This is a genomic window from Thermosynechococcus sp., assembly GCF_046299635.1.
In the GTDB taxonomy this organism is placed as follows: domain Bacteria; phylum Cyanobacteriota; class Cyanobacteriia; order Thermosynechococcales; family Thermosynechococcaceae; genus Thermosynechococcus.
Map to the genome: position 1 here is coordinate 1 of NZ_JBKBHV010000008.1, position 20,901 is coordinate 20,901.

The 20,901-nt window shown below is 54.3% G+C and carries 23 protein-coding genes and 1 pseudogene; 12 read left to right on the forward strand and 12 right to left on the reverse strand.

Features of this window, described 5'->3' with window-relative positions; genetic code table 11:
- The first annotated feature begins 157 nt into the window (after positions 1-157).
- From queG to ACK4IR_RS04920, 3 genes are read left to right on the forward strand one after another with little or no spacing between them, the layout of a single operon-like run.
- Positions 158-1,096 carry a tRNA epoxyqueuosine(34) reductase QueG gene (queG, locus tag ACK4IR_RS04910; RefSeq protein ID WP_409873015.1) on the forward strand — a complete coding sequence of 313 codons (939 nt, stop codon included), beginning with the start codon at positions 158-160 and terminating at the stop codon, positions 1,094-1,096.
- Positions 1,097-1,122: 26 nt separating this feature from the next.
- Positions 1,123-2,022, forward strand: coding sequence for a vitamin K epoxide reductase family protein (locus ACK4IR_RS04915; protein WP_409873017.1), 900 nt, complete (start codon positions 1,123-1,125; stop codon positions 2,020-2,022).
- A gap of 55 nt (positions 2,023-2,077) precedes the next feature.
- Positions 2,078-2,848: a response regulator transcription factor gene (locus ACK4IR_RS04920; RefSeq protein WP_409873019.1), complete on the forward strand. Its 771-nt coding sequence runs from the start codon at positions 2,078-2,080 to the stop codon at positions 2,846-2,848.
- Here the strand turns inward: ACK4IR_RS04920 and ACK4IR_RS04925 are convergent.
- The 3 genes from ACK4IR_RS04925 to ACK4IR_RS04935 are packed head-to-tail and all read right to left on the reverse strand — an operon-like array spanning position 2,814 to position 4,230.
- Entirely contained in the window at positions 2,814-3,023 is a 210-nt protein-coding gene (locus ACK4IR_RS04925) for a hypothetical protein (RefSeq protein WP_409873021.1), read from the reverse strand. The two genes, ACK4IR_RS04920 and ACK4IR_RS04925, sit on opposite strands and share 35 nt — an antisense overlap.
- Before the next feature lies 1 nt (position 3,024).
- Positions 3,025-3,885: a shikimate dehydrogenase gene (locus ACK4IR_RS04930; RefSeq protein WP_409873022.1), complete on the reverse strand. Its 861-nt coding sequence runs from the start codon at positions 3,883-3,885 to the stop codon at positions 3,025-3,027.
- 6 nt (positions 3,886-3,891) lie between these two features.
- Positions 3,892-4,230 carry a P-II family nitrogen regulator gene (locus tag ACK4IR_RS04935; RefSeq protein ID WP_409873024.1) on the reverse strand — a complete coding sequence of 113 codons (339 nt, stop codon included), beginning with the start codon at positions 4,228-4,230 and terminating at the stop codon, positions 3,892-3,894.
- Positions 4,231-4,407: 177 nt separating this feature from the next.
- Between ACK4IR_RS04935 and rph the strand changes: the two genes are divergently transcribed.
- The 4 genes from rph to ACK4IR_RS04955 all read left to right on the forward strand — a co-directional run bounded on the left by rph (position 4,408) and on the right by ACK4IR_RS04955 (position 8,676).
- Complete coding sequence (rph, locus tag ACK4IR_RS04940) at positions 4,408-5,133, forward strand: ribonuclease PH (protein ID WP_409873025.1); 726 nt, start codon at positions 4,408-4,410, stop codon at positions 5,131-5,133.
- Between the two features lies 1 nt (position 5,134).
- Entirely contained in the window at positions 5,135-5,731 is a 597-nt protein-coding gene (locus ACK4IR_RS04945; protein ID WP_409873179.1) for a hypothetical protein, read from the forward strand.
- A 172-nt stretch (positions 5,732-5,903) separates the two neighbouring features.
- Positions 5,904-7,433: a YifB family Mg chelatase-like AAA ATPase gene (locus tag ACK4IR_RS04950; RefSeq protein WP_409873027.1), complete on the forward strand. Its 1,530-nt coding sequence runs from the start codon at positions 5,904-5,906 to the stop codon at positions 7,431-7,433.
- Between the two features lie 10 nt (positions 7,434-7,443).
- Complete coding sequence (locus tag ACK4IR_RS04955; protein ID WP_409873028.1) at positions 7,444-8,676, forward strand: ABC transporter substrate-binding protein; 1,233 nt, start codon at positions 7,444-7,446, stop codon at positions 8,674-8,676.
- Here the strand turns inward: ACK4IR_RS04955 and hpnH are convergent.
- Positions 8,673-9,683: an adenosyl-hopene transferase HpnH gene (gene hpnH / locus ACK4IR_RS04960; protein ID WP_409873030.1), complete on the reverse strand. Its 1,011-nt coding sequence runs from the start codon at positions 9,681-9,683 to the stop codon at positions 8,673-8,675. The two genes, ACK4IR_RS04955 and hpnH, sit on opposite strands and share 4 nt — an antisense overlap.
- A gap of 243 nt (positions 9,684-9,926) precedes the next feature.
- Positions 9,927-10,070, reverse strand: coding sequence for a hypothetical protein (locus ACK4IR_RS04965; RefSeq protein ID WP_409873032.1), 144 nt, complete (start codon positions 10,068-10,070; stop codon positions 9,927-9,929).
- A gap of 151 nt (positions 10,071-10,221) precedes the next feature.
- Between ACK4IR_RS04965 and ACK4IR_RS04970 the strand changes: the two genes are divergently transcribed.
- Both ACK4IR_RS04970 and ACK4IR_RS04975 read left to right on the forward strand, forming a co-directional pair.
- On the forward strand, positions 10,222-12,201 hold the full coding sequence (locus tag ACK4IR_RS04970) for an Rne/Rng family ribonuclease (RefSeq protein ID WP_409873034.1): 1,980 nt from the start codon (positions 10,222-10,224) through the stop codon (positions 12,199-12,201).
- An 8-nt stretch (positions 12,202-12,209) separates the two neighbouring features.
- Positions 12,210-13,094: a glutaminase gene (locus tag ACK4IR_RS04975; protein WP_409873036.1), complete on the forward strand. Its 885-nt coding sequence runs from the start codon at positions 12,210-12,212 to the stop codon at positions 13,092-13,094.
- On the opposite strand, the gene ACK4IR_RS04980 is transcribed toward ACK4IR_RS04975, so the two are convergent.
- The 5 genes and pseudogenes from ACK4IR_RS04980 to rpmH all read right to left on the reverse strand — a co-directional run bounded on the left by ACK4IR_RS04980 (position 13,041) and on the right by rpmH (position 15,713).
- Complete coding sequence (locus ACK4IR_RS04980; RefSeq protein WP_409873037.1) at positions 13,041-13,577, reverse strand: protein jag; 537 nt, start codon at positions 13,575-13,577, stop codon at positions 13,041-13,043. The genes ACK4IR_RS04975 and ACK4IR_RS04980 overlap by 54 nt on opposite strands.
- Positions 13,578-13,585: 8 nt before the next feature.
- Complete coding sequence (gene yidC, locus ACK4IR_RS04985; protein WP_409873039.1) at positions 13,586-14,791, reverse strand: membrane protein insertase YidC; 1,206 nt, start codon at positions 14,789-14,791, stop codon at positions 13,586-13,588.
- Between the two features lie 47 nt (positions 14,792-14,838).
- The gene (locus ACK4IR_RS04990; RefSeq protein WP_225901724.1) at positions 14,839-15,234 is read right to left on the reverse strand and encodes a PH domain-containing protein; all 396 of its coding nucleotides are present in this window, start codon (positions 15,232-15,234) and stop codon (positions 14,839-14,841) included.
- A 24-nt stretch (positions 15,235-15,258) separates the two neighbouring features.
- Positions 15,259-15,576, reverse strand: a pseudogene (rnpA, locus tag ACK4IR_RS04995) (ribonuclease P protein component); the annotation flags it as partial.
- Positions 15,576-15,713, reverse strand: a complete 138-nt coding sequence (gene rpmH / locus ACK4IR_RS05000; RefSeq protein ID WP_011056450.1) for a 50S ribosomal protein L34 — start codon at positions 15,711-15,713, stop codon at positions 15,576-15,578. The gene rpmH and the pseudogene rnpA, both read right to left, overlap by 1 nt.
- A 179-nt stretch (positions 15,714-15,892) precedes the next feature.
- Here rpmH and dnaA point away from each other — a divergent pair, with 179 nt between their 5' ends.
- Together dnaA and ispD are read left to right on the forward strand one after the other, a co-directional pair.
- Entirely contained in the window at positions 15,893-17,254 is a 1,362-nt protein-coding gene (gene dnaA / locus ACK4IR_RS05005) for a chromosomal replication initiator protein DnaA (protein WP_409873041.1), read from the forward strand.
- Positions 17,255-17,305: 51 nt separating this feature from the next.
- Complete coding sequence (gene ispD, locus ACK4IR_RS05010) at positions 17,306-18,013, forward strand: 2-C-methyl-D-erythritol 4-phosphate cytidylyltransferase (RefSeq protein ID WP_409873042.1); 708 nt, start codon at positions 17,306-17,308, stop codon at positions 18,011-18,013.
- Here ispD and ACK4IR_RS05015 read toward each other — a convergent pair.
- Together ACK4IR_RS05015 and ACK4IR_RS05020 are read right to left on the reverse strand one after the other, a co-directional pair.
- Entirely contained in the window at positions 18,010-18,399 is a 390-nt protein-coding gene (locus ACK4IR_RS05015; RefSeq protein WP_409873044.1) for a hypothetical protein, read from the reverse strand. The genes ispD and ACK4IR_RS05015 overlap by 4 nt on opposite strands.
- A gap of 109 nt (positions 18,400-18,508) precedes the next feature.
- A complete protein-coding gene (locus ACK4IR_RS05020) occupies positions 18,509-19,690 on the reverse strand; it encodes an aldo/keto reductase (protein WP_409873045.1) in 1,182 nt (393 codons plus the stop codon).
- Between the two features lie 110 nt (positions 19,691-19,800).
- On the opposite strand from ACK4IR_RS05020, the gene ACK4IR_RS05025 reads away from it, so the two are divergent.
- A complete protein-coding gene (locus ACK4IR_RS05025) occupies positions 19,801-20,838 on the forward strand; it encodes a PstS family phosphate ABC transporter substrate-binding protein (RefSeq protein ID WP_409873046.1) in 1,038 nt (345 codons plus the stop codon).
- Positions 20,839-20,901: the final 63 nt, after the last annotated feature.

Here is a 20,901-nt window from a genome sequence, read left to right on the forward strand (position 1 = left end):
TATCTAAACTGTAGCTACCTAAGTAGTAGCATAAGTTAGCGATTGTTAACAAATTGACTCCTGTTAGTCAACCCCTTTGGCAAACGGTGCAACCTTATCCTACAGCCCTTTTCACAGGAGCAAGATATTACAAGATATTACAAGATGTTATTTGTCTATGGTCACTGCTGCTGCGATTAGAGCATTTGCCTATCAGTTGGGGTTCCATCGTGTGGGGATTGTGGATTTGCGCACCTATACCCCTGACCACCCTTCTGGGGTCGCCGCCCTCCAGCGCTGGTTAGCCCAAGGCTTCCAAGCAGAAATGGCGTGGATGGCCAACCCTCGCCGCCAAGCGATTCAAGCCGTCCTGCCGGGAGCGCAATCGGTGATTGCCGTTGCCCTCAATTATTATCAGCCCGATCCCCAGCCACCTCCCAAGGTGAAAATTGCCCGCTATGCTTGGGGGCGAGATTACCACCGAGTTCTGGGGAAACGCTTGCAAGCCCTAGGGGAATGGCTTCAGTCACAGGTGCCGGACATGGCCTATCGCTGGTATGTGGATACCGGCCCTGTACAGGATAAAGTTTGGGCAGAGCAAGCGGGGATTGGTTGGATTGGCAAGCACAGTAACGTCATCTCGCGGCAGTATGGCTCGTGGATTCTCTTGGGAGAGTTAATCACCACATTGGCGTTGACGGGCGATCGCCCCCACACCAATCACTGCGGCACCTGTAGCCGTTGCTTAGCCGCCTGTCCTACGGGAGCCATTGTGGAACCCTACGTGGTGGATGCCAACCGCTGCATTGCCTACCACACGATTGAAAACCGTGCCCCTGAGCTGCCCCCTACCATTGCCGCCAACTTGCAGGGTTGGGTTGCCGGCTGTGACATCTGCCAAGAGGTCTGTCCTTGGAATCAGCGCTTTGCTCAACCCACGGATGTGGCCGACTTTGCCCCGCGATCGCCCCTCTTAAATACTTCCCCCCAGGAGCTGGCCACCCTTAGCGACGCAGCATGGGATGAACTCACCCGTGGTTCGGCTCTACGGCGAATTAAACCAGCGCAATGGCGCCGCAATGCCCAAGCGGTACTGTCGAGCAGTCGGTATGATTGAACTGTGATTTAATGCGGAGGCTAACTATGGTGCGAGGACGCTCCACTCCTTGGATTCATCGGTGGTCACGGTGGTTGATTGGCGGGGTTGCCCTTGGCGGCATGGCGGTCACGGCTTACCTGACGATCGCCAAGCTGACCAATCAGGAGGTGAGTTGCCCCACCGATGGCTGTGATGTGGTTCTCAATAGCCCTTGGGCAACGGTCTTTGGCATTCCCCTCTCCCTCATTGGGTTTGTGGCCTACACAGGGATGCTGTCATTGGCGGCCCTACCCCTGTTATTGAACCAGCCCCAGCAAAAAGAACTCCGCCGCAATGTCGAGAACACCACTTGGCTTTTGCTTTTTCTGGGGGCAACGGCCATGGCCAGCTTCAGCAGTTATCTAATGTATATCTTGGCAACAGAGATAAAGGCCACTTGTCCCTATTGCATTGCCTCAGCCCTCTTTAGCTTTACGTTTCTCATTTTGACCATTATTGGTCGGGAGTGGAGCGATCGCGGTCAACTCTTTTTTAATGGGATCATTGTTGCTGTGATTACCCTTGTGGCAGTCTTTGGCCTCTACAATGCCCACACCGCCAATGCCGAAGGTCGCGGCATTCCCATTACCAACACTTCAGGTCCTGCAGAAATGGCTCTGGCGCGGCATTTGACCAAAGTAGGGGCAGTTATGTATGGTGCCTACTGGTGTGGCCACTGCCATGATCAAAAGGAACTCTTTGGTAAGCAGGCAACACGGGAACTTAACTATGTCGAATGTGACCCCAATGGTGCCAATCCCCAAGTGGAGCGCTGCCGTGCCAAGGGGATTCAGGGCTATCCCACATGGGAAATCAACGATCAGCTCTACACTGGTACGCGATCGCTGAGTGAACTCAGTCGCTTAAGCCAATACACAGGCCCGATGAACTTCAAGAACCAATAGGGGCAAGGAACCACAGTGATAGAATGAAGCCAACAGGGCACTACGCAGGTTTTTTATGCTTTCTATTGATACAGTTGCCGAATCCGCCAAGGCTCCTTTTGCCGCGCCACCTGCCCTTGCCAACATTTTAGTGGTTGAAGATGAAGACCTGATTCGGGAAACCCTTGTCCTTGCTTTGCAGGAGGAAGGCTACCATACCCTTGTGGCCAGTGATGGTTATGAAGCCCTCAATCTTATTAATACCTATTTGCTGACAAATGCTAATCCTGAAAATACAGAAGTGCATTTGATTATCCTAGATGTCATGCTACCGGGCATCAATGGACTAGACCTGTGCCGATTAATTCGCCATGAAGGGTGCACGGTTCCCATTCTCATGATCAGTGCCAAAGGGAGTGAAATTGATCGGGTGGTTGGCCTTGAAATTGGTGCCGATGACTACTTGGCTAAGCCCTTTGGCATGCGGGAGATGCTAGCACGCTGTCGCGCTCTACTGCGGCGGACGCAAATTCAACAGGCTACGGTGTCGCCTGTGCTGCGCTTTCGCGACCTCTGTCTCTATCCCCAAGAATGCCGCGTAACCCTGCGGGGAGAGGAGATCAATCTCTCACCTAAAGAATACAAGCTGCTTGAGCTGTTTATGCGCCACCCCCGCCGCGTTTGGCCACGGGAGCAGTTACTCGATCAGGTGTGGGGGCAGGACTTTATTGGCGATAGCAAAACCGTTGATGTTCACATTCGCTGGCTGCGGGAAAAAATTGAAGCTGACCCTAGCCATCCCCAGTATATTCTTACGGTGCGGGGGTTTGGCTATCGCTTTGGTTGAGGGTCAGTAAAACAATTGCCATTAAAAGCGCAGGGGTAACAAGCAATAAAAAAACGATGCCGAGATGAGGCGGTAAAGAATAGAGGGGTGCGGCAAATTTAATCCCTAGGGAAATGAGGAGCGACACAAGCAAAACCACCGATAACCAAGTCAGCTCTGACAGCCAAGATGTCATGTTATTTCTCCATACCTAGAGCCGTTTCAAGGGCAGTGGCCATGATGGCAGTGGGTGCAGGTTGGCCAATCCAGTACTCCAAGGCTGCAGCTCCCTGATGGAGAAGCATAGCAAGGCCGTCGAAGGTTTGCAGCCCCCGTGCCATCGCTAATTGCAGAAGCAGGGTGGGGCGAGGCTTGTAGATGAGGTCATAGACAATGGCGGTGGCGGGCAATCGTGCCAAATCCTCGGCTGTTAGGGGGGTAGCATCAGTATGGGGATTCATGCCAATAGGGGTTGTATTGACCACAAGACTCACCTCACCGAGATAGGTGGCACGCTCTGACCATGGCAGGGGATGGAGGGGCATCTGCGGCCAACTGGCCACAAAGGCTTCTAACCGTTCTGCTTGACGACCGCTGATATAGATCTGCCGACAGCCCAAGTCATAACAGGCCGTGACCACAGCACGCGCGGCACCCCCATAGCCCAAGACTAAAACAGCCATCTCCGACCAAGGGTAGGTCTGCTGCCGCAGGGGTGCCAAGAAGCCATGGACATCGGTATTGGTACCGACCCATCCTTTTTCACTACGATAAACAGTGTTAACTGCGCCCACCTGTTGTGCGAGGTCGCTGACATCGGCCAAGTAGGGAACAATCGTTTCCTTGTGGGGAAGGGTGACATTAAAGCCAACGACATTCAGGGCATCGAGGCCAGCGATCGCCCGCTCCAACTGCTGCGGTTTAACCCAGAAGGGCACATAGACATAGTTCAGCCCCAAGTGTTCCAGTGCGGCATTGTGCATGGCTGGGGAAAGGGTGTGCTCGATGGGGTCGCCGATGACCCCCAAAAGCCGGGTTTGACCAGAAATGTGCGGCATCTGCTGCTAAACAGCCTCGTGATCTTTTTCCCCGGTACGGATGCGAATGACCTGCTCGACCGGTGTCACGAAAATCTTACCGTCGCCAATTTCACCCGTGCGGGCAGCTTCAGTGATTTTAGCCACCACCATATCCACTTGATCGTCTTCCACAACAATCTCAACTTTTAACTTTTGTAAAAATTCCACCGTGTATTCTGAACCCCGGTACCGTTCTGTTTGCCCCTTTTGCCGACCAAAGCCGCGTACTTCCGAGACGGTCATGCCCACAATCCCCGCATTGACAAGGGCGATCTTCACTTCATCCAGTTTGAAGGGACGAATAATGGCTTCTACCTTTTTCAATGTCAAACTCCTTCTTGATGGCAACGGGCTGATCTTTATTTAGCACTGGTGAAAGACTATATCGTGTAGCAATAACTACATTATCCTCGATCCTTGGCCGATCGCCCAATGGAAAGGTCTCGCGCTGGCTCCAGAAAATAAGCTCTAATAGGGAAGGTGATTGAGAGGAGGTCAAGCATGGGGTGGCAACGACCCGATGGCCGTCAACCACAGGAATTGCGATCGCACCAGTTTCAGCGGCATTTCACCCAATTTGCCTTGGGATCGGTGCTCGCCCAAGCGGGACAAACCCAAGTGCTGTGCACCGTCAGTCTCAAGGAAGGCGTACCCAAATTCTTAGAAGGCACCGGCCAAGGCTGGCTCACCGCCGAGTACCGCATGCTGCCCAGTGCCACGCGGCCACGGCAAGAACGGGAATTCCTCAAACTCTCTGGGCGCACCCAAGAAATCCAGCGACTCATTGGTCGCAGTTTACGCTCAGCCCTAGATTTGTCTCTATTGGGGGAGCGCACACTGATTGTAGATGCGGATGTGCTCCAAGCCGATGCCGGCACGCGATCGCTGGCAATTACAGGGGGTTACATTGCCCTTGTGGATGCCCTCAGTGCCCTTCTGCGGCAAGGGGTACTCAGCGAATCTCCCTTGTGTCATCAAGTGGCGGCAGTCTCCGTGGGGCTGATTGATGGCGAACCCTATCTGGATTTGAGCTATGCTGAGGATGTCGCCGCCAGTGTGGACTTCAATGTGGTGATGACAGCCAATGGTCAATTCATTGAGGTGCAAGGTACAGCAGAGATGGGTTCCTTCGATCGGGCAACCCTTGATTGCCTTCTGGATGTCGCCACCCACGGTATTCAAGAGCTAATTGAGATCCAACAGCACGTCTTAGCCGACCATGAATAACATTTACCTCGGGCGTATCGTCAAGTCCAACTCCCACTGTGACTATGTGGCCCAACTGGTGGATCAACTCGATGAGCCCCACCCCCCTGCGCCGGAGGACTATAGCTTTGGTCGCTTTGTCAAGCTTGAGGATGAGCAGCGCCACTGGGCAGTGGGGGTCATTTACAACTCGCAGCTGTTAAATCCCCAATTCCATCAAATTAGCCCTCGCCTCACCACCAATGCCGACCCCTTGCTCAGTCCCGATTTAGTCAGTGAAACCCGCACGCTGCTGGGGATTGCCCTCATCGGTCATCTGGTTAAGAGGGCAGGTCAAACCTACGGCCAGCAGGGGATGCCCACCTTTGTGGTGCCCGTGAATACGCCCGTGTGGCAATTGACGACTGCTGAGGTATTGGCCTTTCATCGCAATGCCCAAGGTCAAGCCCAGTTTCACTACTATGCCCATTTGTTGCGCTCAACGGGGAACTATGCAGCACCGCTGTTGGCGCAAATTCTGGAAACAATTACGCCCCTCTTCAGTGGCACCGAGCAGCGATCGCTGGAAATTATCAGCAAAGAGTTGGCTTGGCGGCACACTTTGGGCAGCTTGCGCTAGGGCTAGATCTAGAAATTGGGGTTTTGCAAACAAACTTCATGAAAATTCCTATGCAATGGTGACAAATTAGCGATACATCTGCTAAGGTCGTTAAGTGTGTGAGGAGCGAACCAGTTAAGGGCACCGAGACGAAACACGGCCAGTCGTCGGTGCTCTTTCTGACTTTGAAGCTATGCTGGCACGGGTTTGGAGTGCTGCGGTTTTAGGAATTGACGCGATTCCCGTCGGTGTCGAGGTAGATGTTTCTGGCGGCTTACCGGGGATTGTGGTGGTAGGTCTGCCCGATACTGGTGTTCAGGAAGCACGGGAGCGTGTTAAGGCGGCAATTCGCAACGCCGGTTTTAGCTTCCCGATGCGGCGCATTGTCGTTAATCTCACTCCGGCCGATTTACGTAAAGAAGGCCCTAGTTTTGATCTCCCCATTAGTGTTGGCATCCTAGCCGCTTCAGGACAGGTTTCCACGGATTTACTCGGCGATCATCTTTTTCTTGGCGAAGTGTCCCTCGATGGCACTTTGCAACCGGTGGCGGGAGTACTGGCGATCGCCGTTGCGGCGCAAGCCCAAGGAATGGCCGGTCTCGTGGTGCCCATGGCCAATGTGACGGAAGCAGCAGTGGTGCGGGGGCTAAAGGTCTATGGTTGCGACACTCTTGCCGAAGTCGCAGTCTTTTTGAACGACCCCAGCTCGCGATCGCCGGCAGCCAATTCCCTCAGTTCTCCTGCCCCACCCTCTCCCCGTTTTAGCCTCGACCTCAAGGATGTTAAGGGGCAGTATCAAGCGCGGCGTGCCCTCGAAATTGCAGCTGCGGGTGGGCACAATCTGATCTTTGTCGGGCCACCGGGGAGTGGTAAAACCATGTTGGCGCGGCGCTTACCCACAATCTTGCCCCCTTTAACATTTGAAGAAGCCCTTGAAGTCACGAAAATTCACTCTGTGGCCGGCTTGCTCAAGGAACGCGGACAATTAATCCAAGACCCTCCTTTTCGCAGTCCGCACCATTCCGCCTCCGGCCCTGCCCTTGTGGGGGGTGGCAGTTATCCGCGACCCGGAGAAATCTCCCTTGCCCATCGGGGGGTGCTCTTTCTCGATGAGTTAACAGAGTTCAAGCGGGATGTGTTGGAGTTTTTGCGGCAGCCCCTTGAAGATGGCCAAGTCACCATTGCCCGCACCCGTCAATCGGTAGTTTTTCCGGCGCAATTTACCTTGGTGGCTAGCACCAACCCTTGCCCCTGTGGCTATTACGGCGATCCGGTGCAAGCCTGCACCTGCTCTGCGCGCCAGCGACAACAGTATTGGGCCAAGCTCTCCGGTCCGCTGTTGGATCGCATTGATTTGCAAGTGAGCGTCAGTCGCCTCAAACCCGAAGAAATCACCCGCCAGCCCTTAGGGGAAGATTCGGCCACCGTACGGCAGCGGGTCTTGACGGCGCGATCGCGAGCACAGCGGCGGTTTGCCCAAGAACCGGGTCTTCATTGCAATGCCCAAATGCACAGCCGCCATCTGCGCCAGTGGTGTCGCTTGGATGAGGCCTCAACAAAGCTCCTAGAGGGGGCGATCGCCAAGTTGGGGCTATCGGCACGAGCCACAGACCGTATCCTAAAAGTAGCCCGTACGATTGCTGATCTGGCCGACTGTGAAACGATTCGCGCTGCCCACGTGGCCGAAGCCATTCAATACCGCGCCCTTGATCGTCTGCAATAGACGGCGCTGGTTGGCGCTCCTGCTGGGTTTCTTAGCCCTGCTGCTCATTGGCTGTACAACGGCTACCCAATCCGAGAAGCCAATTGAACTGGTGTTTTGGCATGGAGTCAACCCACCGGCCAATCGCGAGGTGCTCCAGCGTCTGGTAGATCGCTTCAATGCCCGCCATCCTCACATTCACGTCCAAGCCCTCTACGTTGGCCAACCTGACCAGCAGTTGCCGAAAATTCTGGCAGCAGTGGTGGGCAATGCCGCACCGGATCTGCTCTGGTATAACCCCACGATCACAGGTCAATTTGTCGATCTGGGTGCCCTGCGTCCCCTCGATGACTGGTGGCAAGCCTCCCCCTACTGCGATCAAGTGAGTCCGGCGCTTATTCCCACGATGCGCTACGGCGACCATTACTGGTCAATTCCCTTTGCCACCAACAACATTGGAATTTTTTATCGTCCCAGTTTATTTACGGCGGCTGGGGTTAAAACACTACCCAAGACATGGCAGGAACTAGAGCAGGTGAGCCAAACCCTGAAGGCACAGGGCATCACCCCATTGCTCCTTGCCCTTGGTCAAGGGGAATTTGCCGTCTTTACTTGGTTGCCCTTCTTTTGGAGCGCCGGTGGCAGTCTCGGGGATAGACCAGAAACCGCCCACATTGACACACCACCCGCGATCGCCGCCCTTGACTTTTGGCAACGCCTGCGACAGAAGGGCTTAGCAATTCTCTCGGCTCCGGAACGCGGCTATGAACTGGATCAATTTATCCGTGGTGAGGTGGCCATGCAAATTACAGGGCCTTGGACATTGGCGCAGCTACAACAGTCGGGAGCGGATTTTGGCGTCCTACCCATGCCTGCCCTCCAGACCCCTGCAACTGCACTGGGGGGAGAAAATCTCTTTGTCTTTCGCTCAACACCTGAGCGGGAAGAGGCAGCTCTAGCGTTTTTAAACTACGTCCTCAGTGAAGAATTTCAAACAGAGTGGGCGTTGGGCACAGGGTATTTGCCCGTCAATGAACGGGTGCGTACCAACGATCGCTATCAGGCCTTTGTGGCTCGGCAGCCTGCCCTCCGTATCTTTTTGGATCAAATGGCTGCGGCTAGGGCGCGCCCCAATTTCCGTGGCTATGCCCGCTTTTCCCAAACCCTTGGGCGAGCGATCGAAAGCGTTCTCCTTGGCCAATTGCCCCCCAAGGCCGCCGTGGCAACCGCAGAGCAGCGTTGGCAACTGATGCGTCCGCGCTAAAAGAGACTACTGGCCGCCTTGACCATATTGGCTGGGTTAAAGGCATCCATAGCAGCGGTTGCCTCATAGCCACAGTGCACCATGCAATCCCGGCACTTGGGATTGCCACTTTTGTGGCCGTATTTCTCCCAGTCAGTGTTTTCAATCAGTTCCTGCCAAGTTTTGTAATGCCCCTCATTGAGGAGATAGCAGGGCTTCTGCCAACCCAAGACACTATAGCTGGGCATCCCCCAAGGAGTACACTCATAGTCCTTTTCACCCACAAGGAAATCAAGGAACAGGGGATTGTGGTTAAAGTTCCACTTCTTCTGACCGGCGCGGTAGGGGGCGAGGATTTCGCGAAAGAGGGCACGGGTTTGCTCCCGCTTGAGGAAGTGCTCCTGATCCGGCGCCCACTCATAGGCGTAGCCGGGGGAGATCATCATGCCGTCCACCCCTAAGGAACTGACAAAGTCAAAGAATTCCTGCATTTCCTTGGGGTCTGCCCCTTCAAAAATCGTCGTGTTAGTCGTCACACGGAAACCCTTAGCCTTGGCCGCCTTAATGGCTTTCACAGCAATGTCAAAAACGCCCTTGCGATCCACACATTTGTCGTGCCACTCCCGCAGACCATCGAGGTGAACGCTGAAACTAAAGTAGGGGGAGGGCTTAAATTTGTGGAGATTTTCCTCTAGAAGAATCCCATTGGTGCACAGATAAACAAACTTGCGCCGTGCCACCAAGCCATGGACAATTTCATCAATTTGCGGATGGAGCAGGGGTTCCCCACCGGGAATCGCCACAATCGGCGCACCGCATTCTTCAACGGCGCGGAAGCATTCCTCTGGGGTGAGATATTTGCGCAAGACCTCCAAGGGGTGCTGGATCTTGCCGCAGCCGGAACAGGCGAGATTACAGCGAAAGAGAGGCTCAAGCATCAAGGTGAGGGGAAAGCGCTTTTTGCCCTGTAGGCGTTGTGAGAGGATGTAGGTCGCAACTTCCACTGCCTGCTTGATGTGGACTCCCATGGGCAATTCTCCTCAATGTGGCTAATTTTCTAGCCAAAACGCTTAATAGATGTTTATAGTTGTAGCAGCTTTGTAGGCGATCGCCAAAGTGTCCTATCAGGTTTGCAAAGTGGCACACGATGCTCGTGGCCAACAGGGCAGTAGCGACCACCGTAAAAAATTTTGCAAAATCCCCTAGGCAATCTTGACAGACGTACGTATAATTGGAGACCATTAGAGGTACTGTAGAAAAATCCCTTTTGCTTAACCTCCATAGCCCAAGAGACCAAAGGTTAGGCATAGACCCTCATGAAGGCTGGCATGGGGTGACATCTGCCATTTCTGCAAATCGTGCAGAGCTTTTTGGGTATCACCACAGTTGCGTTCCGCATTCCAATGCCAACCCACCTCTACAGGAACTCTTTTTCCAACCTTTCTGAAGCCAAGCTTGCACGTGTCCCTAGTGTTTATGGGGGCAAGAGCGGCGAGATAAGGTGCTAGATGCCTTTAGCCCATTCATGCTGACGTTTATTTTGTTAAGAAATTCTAAGGATAATGAATGCCTAAGCAAATTATCATTGCCGAGGAACATCGGCTAGCGGCGGTCTTTGCCGAAGATCAAATTCAAGAATTGATTGTGGCCACGGGTACCCATCAGGTGGGAGACATTTACCTTGGCGTGGTCGAGAACGTCCTGCCGGGGATTGATGCCGCCTTTGTCAATATAGGGGATAGCTCCCGCAACGGCTTTATCCACGTGAGTGACCTTGGTCCATTGCGCCTCAAGCGAACGGCTGGGGCAATTACCGAGTTGCTGGCACCGCAGCAAAAGGTGTTGGTTCAGGTGATGAAGGAACCCACGGGCACTAAAGGGCCACGGCTGACGGGGAATATTTCGTTGCCTGGGCGTTATCTCGTCCTGATGCCCTATGGTCGGGGGGTGAATCTATCGCGACGGATTACCAACGAAGCAGAACGGCATCGGCTACGTGCCTTGGGCATTTTGGTCAAGCCCGCTGGCATGGGACTATTGGTTCGCACAGAGGCCGAGGGTGTCTCTGAAGAGGCCATTCTTGAAGATTTGGAACTGCTGCAACGACAATGGGAAACAATCCAACAGCAGGCGGCCTCCAGCCGTCCTCCCCAGCTTCTGGGGCGCGATGACGACTTTATCCAGAAAGTGCTGCGGGATGTCTATAGCAGTGATGTCAACCGCATCGTCGTAGATACCCCAGAGGGGGTCAAGCGGGTAAAACAGCACCTGAAAAACTGGAATGTCAATAAGCCCGTGGGGGTTCTCATTGACTATCACCAAGAACCCATTCCCATTTTGGATTACTTCCGGGTGAATGCCGCCATCCGTGAAGCCCTTAAACCCCGTGTTGATTTGCCCTCCGGCGGCTATATCATCATTCAACCCACAGAAGCTCTGACGGTTATTGATGTCAATTCCGGCTCGTTTACCAGTTCAGCCACCTCGCGGGAAACAGTGCTGTGGACAAACTGCGAAGCGGCTACAGAAATTGCTCGCCAACTGCGACTGCGCAATATCGCTGGCGTGATCATTGTGGATTTTATTGATATGGATTCCCGCCGCGACCAGTTGCAACTGCTGGAGCACTTTAGCAAAGCCCTGCGTGCCGATAAGGCTCGCCCTCAAATTGCTCAACTCTCAGAGCTGGGGCTAGTGGAGCTAACGCGCAAACGTCAAGGGCAAAATATCTATGAACTCTTTGGCCGTCCTTGTAGTGTCTGTGGTGGCTTGGGTCACTTGGTACATTTACCTGGTGAACCGGAGGATAGTCCCGGTGAAATTGTCGAGCGATCGCCCATGCCCCGTCCACCGGAGCCGCGCCGCAGTTTAGAACCCCGCAGTGAACCCAATGGGTTTGCCCCTAGCAGCCTAGAAACCCAACTCATTAACCATCCTGACTATCAGGCGGTAGGGGGTATTCGTCCGCGTTCCTCCCGTCCTCTAGCTCCTCGCAGTCCGCGCCGTACAACCGAAAACGGCAATGGCCGCAAGGTGATTCCCACGCCTGCAGAAACGGCGCCCCCGCCAGTGGTCAAAGTGGAGAGCCGTCCCCCGCGCCCTGCCCGTCTCAGCCGCTCTGAACCAGCGGAAGTGATTACCGTCACGATGACGGATCAAGAGCAGGCGGTTTATGCCGAGATGGGGATTTCCCCGCTGGTGCTGCATCCTGAAGAGGTGAAAAATCCTCGCGGAACCATCGTCATGGTCGCACGTCCCGGCCAAGACCCCCTACCCCTACCCCAGAAAACAGCGCGACCGATCAACGAGGGAATGCCTGAGGATGTCCCAGAGACTGCTGATGAGCCGCCCTCCCCTGTGATCAGCACGATTAATGTCGAGCCGATTCCTGCCACAGCCTTGCTCAATACCAGTGAGCCAGAAGTCACGACTGAGACGGAATCTGTCGGGGAAGCATCAACCCCAGAGGCCTCTATGCCCGCAGGTCGGCGGCGGCGGCGACGGGTCACCAGTAGCGAGCAACTCTTCCTTGATGCCAACGCTTAGTCGCAGTAATGTTGGGGCAACTTCACCCTGCCCTCATTCAAGAGTGGCTTGAGGCGGCTGCAACAGAGATTCTTAAGGGGGAACCGCTTCAGCGGCTACCGAGGGTGGGGTCTGAGGCCTTCGCCTTTGCGTTGGTTACACCAGAGCACCAGTTTACCCTTGGGCATTCCAGTCTGCGCTTTCCCTTGATGAGTGCGATTAAGCCTTTTTTGTTGCTGTACGCCTTATCGCTGTGGCAAGAGCAGGTGTGGACGTGGGTGGGGCAGCGACCCTCGGATTACCCCTATAACTCTGTGTTGCAGTTAACCCTTGATCAGGGGTGGCCCCGTAATCCCATGATCAATAGTGGGGCGATCGCCCTCGCTAGTCAGTTGGCTCACGTTGGTGGTGTCGCGGTTTTTCAAAGTTGGCTCAATGAGTGTGCTGCTACCCAATTGAGTGTAGATCAGGAGGTATTAGCAGCCGTCTATCGCCATCCCAACTGGCAAAATCGCACTCTCGCCCACTTTTTAGTGGAGTCTGGACGTATTGCCAATGCGGAGGTTGCCCTTGAGATCTACAATCAGGTGTGCTGCTTGCAAGGAACAATTGAGGAAGTGGCGCGCTTGGGTCTCCTTTTAGCGTTGCCCCATGCTAGGGTGAGCGATCGCCATCGTCAGCAAGTGAATGTGCTTATGCTCACCTGTGGTCTCTATGAGGACTCCCCCCGCTATGCCCTCGAGATTGGCCTACCCATAAAATCGGGTGTGAGTGGTGTAATTTTGGCCATTGTGCCGCGACAGGGGGCGATCGCTTGCTACAGTCCACCTCTCGATGGCAGTGGTAACTCGATTTTGGGTCTATACCTGCTCCAGCGCATCAGCCGCCACCTCGGTCTCAGTCCCTTGGGCTAACTGCACCACCAAGCGGCGATCCGGCTCCTCGCCGTAGCTAAAGGTTTTGAGGCGATCGCTCTCTACCTTAATGAGACTGTGAACGACACGCCGCTCTGCTGCTGACAGGGAGCGAATTTCAACGGGCTTACCTGTGTCGAGGACTTGGGTAGCCACCCGATGGGCAATCTGCTGCAACTGGCGATAACGGGCACGGCGATAGCCGGCCAATTCCAAGGTAAAGGGTGTCTGCTCTTCGCGCGATCGCCCCAAATTCAAGGTAGCGTTGAGCAAATATTGCAGGGCATCGAGGGCTTGGGCATTGTTAGCCAGCAGTGACTCAATTTGTGCAGTACTCAGAGACTGGCGATCGATTTCTAGCCAATGCCCCGGCACCACGCCTGCCAATGGGGACTCTACCACAGAAACAGTCGTCTGAAAGCCTGCTAAAGCAAGCGCCTGTTCCAGCCACGCACACCCCGCAGCAATTGGATCAGCGGTCATGCCTCCCCTCAACTTGATGGATGACGCTTGGCTTTGCTGGCCTTGGCACTTTTGGTACCCTTGCCCTCAAAGGGGAGAGCAGCCCGATTTTTCAGCGCCTCAGCCCGTTCTTGTTCCTCAACTAGTTTTTGCAGATTCTCCGGCAGTGGCTCCTGTTGCAGGATAAAGGTTTGCACCGTCTGGAAGATGTTGGCTATCAGCATATAGAGCAGCACCCCTGCCGGCAGTGGGAAAAAGAGAAACATCCCAGAGAAAATGATCGGCGTCAATTGATTTACGGTTTGCTGTTGAGGATTATTGCTGCTGCCTTGGCCAGAGAGTATCTGGTTGACATAAAGACTGACGCCAAAACCAAGGATCATGATCAAAATATCCCAGTGGATCGCGCCCCAGTTAAACTGGCGTGTACCATCGGGCAGTGTGATGAATAGTTCCCCTTGATCAATCGCGCCCACATGGCCAAGGGCAGAAATAAAGAGGAAGCCCTTATCTGCCGCAATTCCTGGAATCGTACCCTGAACGGTTACATCGCCGGGTTGTAGGGCTTGCAGATGACCTTCACTGTCAATGGTTGCCCGCTCTTGACCACGAATAATTTGCCACTTGGGTTGCAGGTGACTATTGGGATAGGCGGCCGCCAGTTCGCTAAAAGGCTTACCCTCCTTGGTTTGGAACTGGAGATCCACTGTTTGACCCACTGGGATCTTAGTACCGCTGGGAACCACCGCCTGGATGGGGAAGTGGATACCCTCATCAACGTAGATATTTTGGGGCTTAGTTGCAAAGGGTTGGGCTAAGACGGTTTGGTCGGGGGGGACAATTTGCAGGTTGAGCTGGTAATTCACATCGGCAAAGGGTGATCCGCGCAGCGTGGCAAAGAGAGCAAAGAGAATCGGCAACTGCAACAGCAGGGGGAAGCACCCCGCCAAGGGATTGCCAAACTCCTTATACACCTCTGCCATTGCCTTTTGCTGTTCCGCAGGATTGTCCTTGTATTTTTGTTGGATTTCCTGCATCCGTTTTTGCATGATTGGCTGCACGACTTTCATGCGCCGCATGTTGCGAATGGAGCCTGCACTGAGGGGATAGACGGCAAAGCGCACCACCAGTGTCAACGCCACAATAGCAAGGCCATAGCTCGGCACAATCCCATAGAAAAAATCAAGGATTGGCAGCATGACATTGTTGGAGAGGAAACCGATACCAAAATCCATGGAATCCTGCAATTAGGGGTGAACTGTTAACAGAACTATCTTAGGTCTTAAGAACCAATCGCGCCACTGACACTTTTGGCAGCCGGGCTTAACTTGGCAGAAATGTAGTCGTAAATTTCACGGAAGCGGGGGACAGCGCGCATTTCTAAGCGGCTACCATCTTTGAGGGTGACGACCATATCGCCGTAGGCGCCCCAGCCGCGAGGAACGGTAACGACTTTAGTGATTTCGCTATAAATGACATCGGAGCGATCGCGCCCCATCCAACCACCAATCACGGTAATCCGCCGATTTGTAATGCGGTAGCGCAGCCAGAGGGCACGGACAATGGCACCGACCGTGAGGGGCAGACAAATCACCGTTAGCCCCAACAGCAAGTTGATCACCAAGTCACCCCAATGGGGACCGCCTTCGTAGAAAACGTCTTCGGAAATTCCCGGCATCGTCAGTACCCCTGCTTTGGCCATTAACTGCGTTAATTCAGCGCGACAGTCCTCGTCACTGACTTTCAGTGCTGCCTGACGCACTACCACAATCATATCCCACCCTGCCGCTATCTGAGGTAAGAGTGAGCAGATCACCCGTCGCCATTGCCGCTTCAAACGGTTGCGATCAACAGCTCGCTTACTCACCTTTTTGCTGACCACGATGCCCAGCCGTGGCGCTTCCTTTGGGGATTGGGGCGCCAGCCAAAGGACAGCCAGTTTGCCGTGGTGGGCGGTTTTGTGTTGATAGACGCGGTCAAACTCATGGCGATCGCGCAGGCGATGTTGACGAGGCAACACTAGACGGTAAGCCGTGCCCGTCCTTTACGCCGCCGTGCTTTAATGACGTTCTGACCTGATTTGGTACGCATGCGCGCGCGAAACCCAGAGGTGCGTTTACGTTTGCGGACAGTGCCGCCCAGTGTACGTTGCGTCATGGCTGTTGCAGTTATGATGGTTGATCAGAAAAAACACTGCCCCAAAGGGCACGCCCTAGTCAGTCGTTAGAGCGATCTACAATCGTATCACTTCCCGTGAGGCAGCGGTAGCCCTGCAAGGCTATTGCCGTCTTGGTCGTGTTGCCTATCATTGCTCACATCCTACGGACGAGGTTTGCGTGATTAGCTCTGCCGAAGATCTCTGGCACCAAATTTTGGAGCGGTTGCAACTGTTGCTCAGTCGCCCGACCTTTGAAACTTGGATTAAGACGGCAACGGTGCAGTCCTTTGATGGCCAGACCCTTACGATTTGCACCCCCAATCCCTTTGCCCGCAATTGGCTGCAAAAGTACTATTTGAAAACTATTGCCGATGTGGCACGGGAAATTGTCGGTGAGGCGGTGGAGATTGAGCTGGCGATCGCCCAAGGGGCGGAGCACGATACCAGCATTCGCCCTATCAGTCGTGCTGAAGTAGAGGCGACCACCCCTCCCGCCCGCCATCGCGGTAGTGAACTGAATCCCAAGTATGTTTTTTCCCGCTACGTTGTTGGCCCCAATAACCGCATGGCCCATGCTGCCTGTTTGGCAGTGGCCGAATCGCCGGGGCGGGAGTTTAATCCCTTGTTTCTCTGTGGCGGGGTTGGTTTGGGCAAAACCCATCTCATGCAGGCGATCGGTCACTATCGCTTGGAAATTGACCCCAATGCCAAGATTTTCTACGTCTCTACGGAGCAGTTTACCAATGATCTAATTGCCGCCATCCGCAAAGACAGTATGCAGAGCTTTCGCGAGCACTATCGGGCGGTGGATGTGATGCTGGTGGATGACATTCAATTTATTGAGGGCAAGGAATATACCCAAGAGGAGTTTTTTCACACCTTCAACACACTGCACGAAGCCGGCAAGCAGGTGGTCTTGGCCAGCGATCGCCCCCCCAGTCAAATTCCCCGCCTACAAGAGCGCCTGTGCTCTCGCTTTTCCATGGGGCTAATTGCCGATATTCAACCCCCCGACTTGGAAACCCGCATGGCCATCCTCCAGAAAAAAGCGGAGTACGAAAATATCCGCCTACCGCGGGATGTGATTGAGTATATCGCCGCTAGCTACACCTCCAATATCCGGGAACTGGAGGGGGCACTGATCCGAGCGGTGGCCTACATTTCCATCTCGGGGTTACCGATGACGGTGGAAAACATTGCCCCTGTCCTCAGTCCAACCACTCGTAAAATTGAAACCTCCCCAGAGGTAATCCTGAAGGTGGTCTCTGAAGCGCTGAACGTGTCCATCAGTGATCTCAAAGGCAACTCCCGCCGCCGCGAAATTAGCATGGCACGTCAAGTGGGGATGTATTTGATGCGCCAATACACCGGCTTGAGTCTGCCGAAAATTGGTGAAGAGTTTGGCGGCAAGGATCACACCACCGTTATGTATAGCTGTGACAAAGTGGCCGAACTGCAACGCACCGATCCGGAAATGGGCAGTCTGCTGCGACAACTCAGCGATCGCATCAATTTGGCTAGCCGTCCCACAGAGTCATAGTGTCCAGAGCCTTCCTATGCCAAGATAAAAACAGTCTTGAAAGGGGAGCAAATGCACATCCTCATTCCCGCCGCCGGTATGGGTAAACGCATGGGGGCAAGCCACAATAAACTGCGCTTGCAACTCTTGGGTAAACCCCTTTTGGCATGGACATTGGAAGCGGTGGCTGCTGCGGAAGGGATTGAATGGATTGGTGTCATTGGCCAGCTAGAGGACTTTCCCATTTGGGAAGCCCTCCTTGGGGATTTGAACCTACGGCAGCCTGTCCATTTGATCCTAGGGGGTGACACTCGCCAAGCCTCAGTGTTTAATGGTTTAAAGGCACTCCCCGAAACAGCTGAGCAGGTGCTAATCCACGATGGTGCCCGCTGTCTTGCTACCCCCGATCTGATTAACCGCTGTGCCCAAGCCTTAGAGACCTATGCGGGACTGATTGCAGCAGTGCCTGTCAAAGACACAATTAAAATTGTCAATCGCGAAGGTGTCGTCATCCAAACCCCAGCGCGGGAGTCCCTTTGGGCCGCCCAAACCCCCCAAGGCTTCCATGTCGAACCACTGCGCATTGCCCACGAAATGGCTGTTACCAAGGGTTGGGAAGTGACTGATGATGCCGCGCTTTTTGAACGTCTTGGCTATGCCGTGCACATTGTCTTAGGCGAAGAAACTAATCTCAAGATAACCACTCCCAGCGATCTTCCCCTTGCAGAACGAATCTTGCAGCATCGCCGGGAGCATGGCCAAAGGGAAACAATACCCTAGGCCAAGGTTTCAGGGCAGTAGCCCAAGCCTTGAATAAACTGTTTGCGAAACGCTTCGATGTCCTCGGAGTTGGGGTAGCCGTGGGAGACGATCGCCACTTGATAACGGCGCATCACATCCACCATTGACTGTCCGGTTTCTAGTGCCCACAGTGCCATTTTCAGCGAAATCCCTGGTGTGTAGGGGAATCCTAATTCGTTCAAGAAGGCGCGGAAATTCCCTGCTTGTTCGTCGGAGAGGGGCGAATGCATTTTGATGCGGATCACCCACCCATCCACTTGATGAATCACTGTAACAAACTGAACGGGTAGCTTGGCGTATTCATGCAAGAATTGCACAAACCGCAGGGTAAGGCTGGCATTGCTGAGGTGATAGACGAAATCCATGGTGTTGACCTCTTACCCTTAATACTTTTATTGTCGGTGGCCGGCAGCGCGATCGCCTAGGGGAATTGTCCGCGATTTACTGGGGGAAACCCCCTATTCTTTCCTATTCTTAAGATTGAGATAATCGCTGCTGCGGCGTACCCCCGAGCAATTCATGGGCTGCTTGCAAAATCCTTGGAATCTTGTGCTGATGGGGACTGCTTTGCAAACAGGGCGCTAAATCCAAGTATTTGACCTGTGCCGCATTGGTACCCGGAAACCAGTGGCCGCCGTTGCCCAGCAAGTTATAGCGCATCCGCCCATAGTCGAGGAGGTCGTAGGCCTGCACCAGATTCCAGAGCCAGAGGATGACCGGGATATTCACTTCACCGGGGGTGTGGCGATAGTCGGGCAGCCCCTCCTGCCACGTGTAGTACCAGTCTTCTCCCAACCGTTCAATGGCCGCCTGCTCAAGCCGGGCCAAAATCGGCGGCAGAATCTCCTCTGCTTGATCCAAAAGATCGAGAACCTTGAGGTGTTCATCAAAATCGCCGGGACGGGCAGCACCGACACTGAGGGTATGCACCTGAGGATGGGAGAGGCAAAACAGATCGTTGAAGACCATCGGACTGAGGGGGGCACACAGTTCCACAAGGCGCTGGGGTGGTTTATAAAGCATGCCTCCCTTATCGGCAGGGCTAATGATAAAGACGCCCATATCCCGGGCTTGGGCGTCGAGAATGGCGGGCCAATTCTGCTGGTTGATGTAGTACCAGTGGAGGTTGACATAGTCAAACACGTCGGTGGCGATCGCCTGCCGAATCACCGCCAGGCTGCCGTGGGTAGAAAAACCAATGAAGCGGATCTTGCCTGCCGCTTGAAAGTGCCGGGCCACCTCTAGGCATCCCCCCGGTCGCAGCACCTGCTCTAGATGTTCTGGCAGGTTGATGCCGTGGATAGCCAATAGGTCAATGTAGTCGAGGCGCAGGTTGCGCAGGGAGGTTTCCAAGGCTTCCCGAAATTCCTTGGCCGTGGGTCGTGGCCCCACCTTGGTTTGCACAATCAGTTTTTCCCGCGGCAGGCGAGGCAGAATTTTGCCCAACTGGACTTCTGAGGTGCCGTAGCCACGGGCGGTTTCAATGTGGTTGATCCCCAGCTCAACGGCCCGGCAAATCGTCGCCTCAAGGTTGCGTTGATTGTCCTCAGGAATCGTACTCGGGCTGACATCTTGCCATGAAAACTGATAGCGCATGCCGCCACAGGAAAAAACGGGCATCGGTAGTTGGGTGCGACCAAAGCGACGGTAGCGCATAGCTAACTAAATACACCTTTCTTTCTCATTGTGGCGGAATTGCCGCTCCTTCGCTAAGGAGCCGACCCAAGCCCCTCCACGGCGGCTGCTTTGGGCTACGCTAAAAGATAATGACAGCAATTCTTTATATGTCCCAAGGGAAAAGTCATTCTCTCTTACTGCTTCTTCTTTCCCTGCTGGTGACCCTCGGCCTTTTGGGCAGTGGTGCAGTGCTGGTGTTTCGCCTTATCCAGGACGGTACCCCAATGGGCAAGGGGGGTCTCCATCAATCCACGTTTACCCAAGTGAAGAACGTCCCCAAGGGCGTGTTTAATTACGGCGGGAGCACCACTTGGGCACCGATTCGCCGTGATGTGGATCCGCTATTGCAAGCGGCTTGGCCTAACTTTCAATTGCGCTATGTAGATCCCCCCACCGGCACCCCAGGGTCGGGCAGCGGTATTCGCATGTTATTGAATCAGCAGCTTTCTTTCTCGCAATCTTCCCGCCCCCTCAAGGAGGAAGAGGTAGCCAAGGCGGCAGCCCAGGGCATTAAATTAACTGCCATTCCCGTGGCTATTGATGGGCTGGCGATCGCCGTCCATCCGAGGCTAGAGATTCTTGGTCTTACCGTGCAACAGCTGGTGGAGATCTACACCGGCAAAGTCACCAATTGGCAGCAGCTGGGCGGACCGAATTTAACCATCACGCCCTTTTCCCGCCGACCCGAAGATGGGGGCACCGTTGAGTACTTTATTCAAGAAGTCTTAGACAAACAGCCCTTGGGGCGCAATGTGGTCTTGGTTCGGGATACCACCGATGGCCTCCGGCGGGTTGCGGCCACCTTGGGGGGCATTTACTATGCCTCTGCTCCGGAGGTGGTGGGTCAGTGCCGTATCCGCCCGCTTCCCTTGGGTCGCCAAGACAATCAATATGTCCCTCCCTATCAAGAACCGTACGTTCCCCCCCAACGCTGTCCCCAAGAGCGCAACCGACTCAATTACCGTGCGTTTCAAGAGGGAACCTATCCGATTACCCGCCGCCTGTTTGTCATTACGAAGGAAGACAATAGCCTTGATGCCCAAGCCGGTCGAGCCTATGCGGATCTGTTGCTGACCGATCAAGGACAGGCGGCCATTGAAAAGGCAGGGTTTGTGCGTCTGCGCTAGGGGCGATCGCCCAATGATCAGGGCTTTGACCAAAAATCAATATTCTGATACCGCCACCCCAGA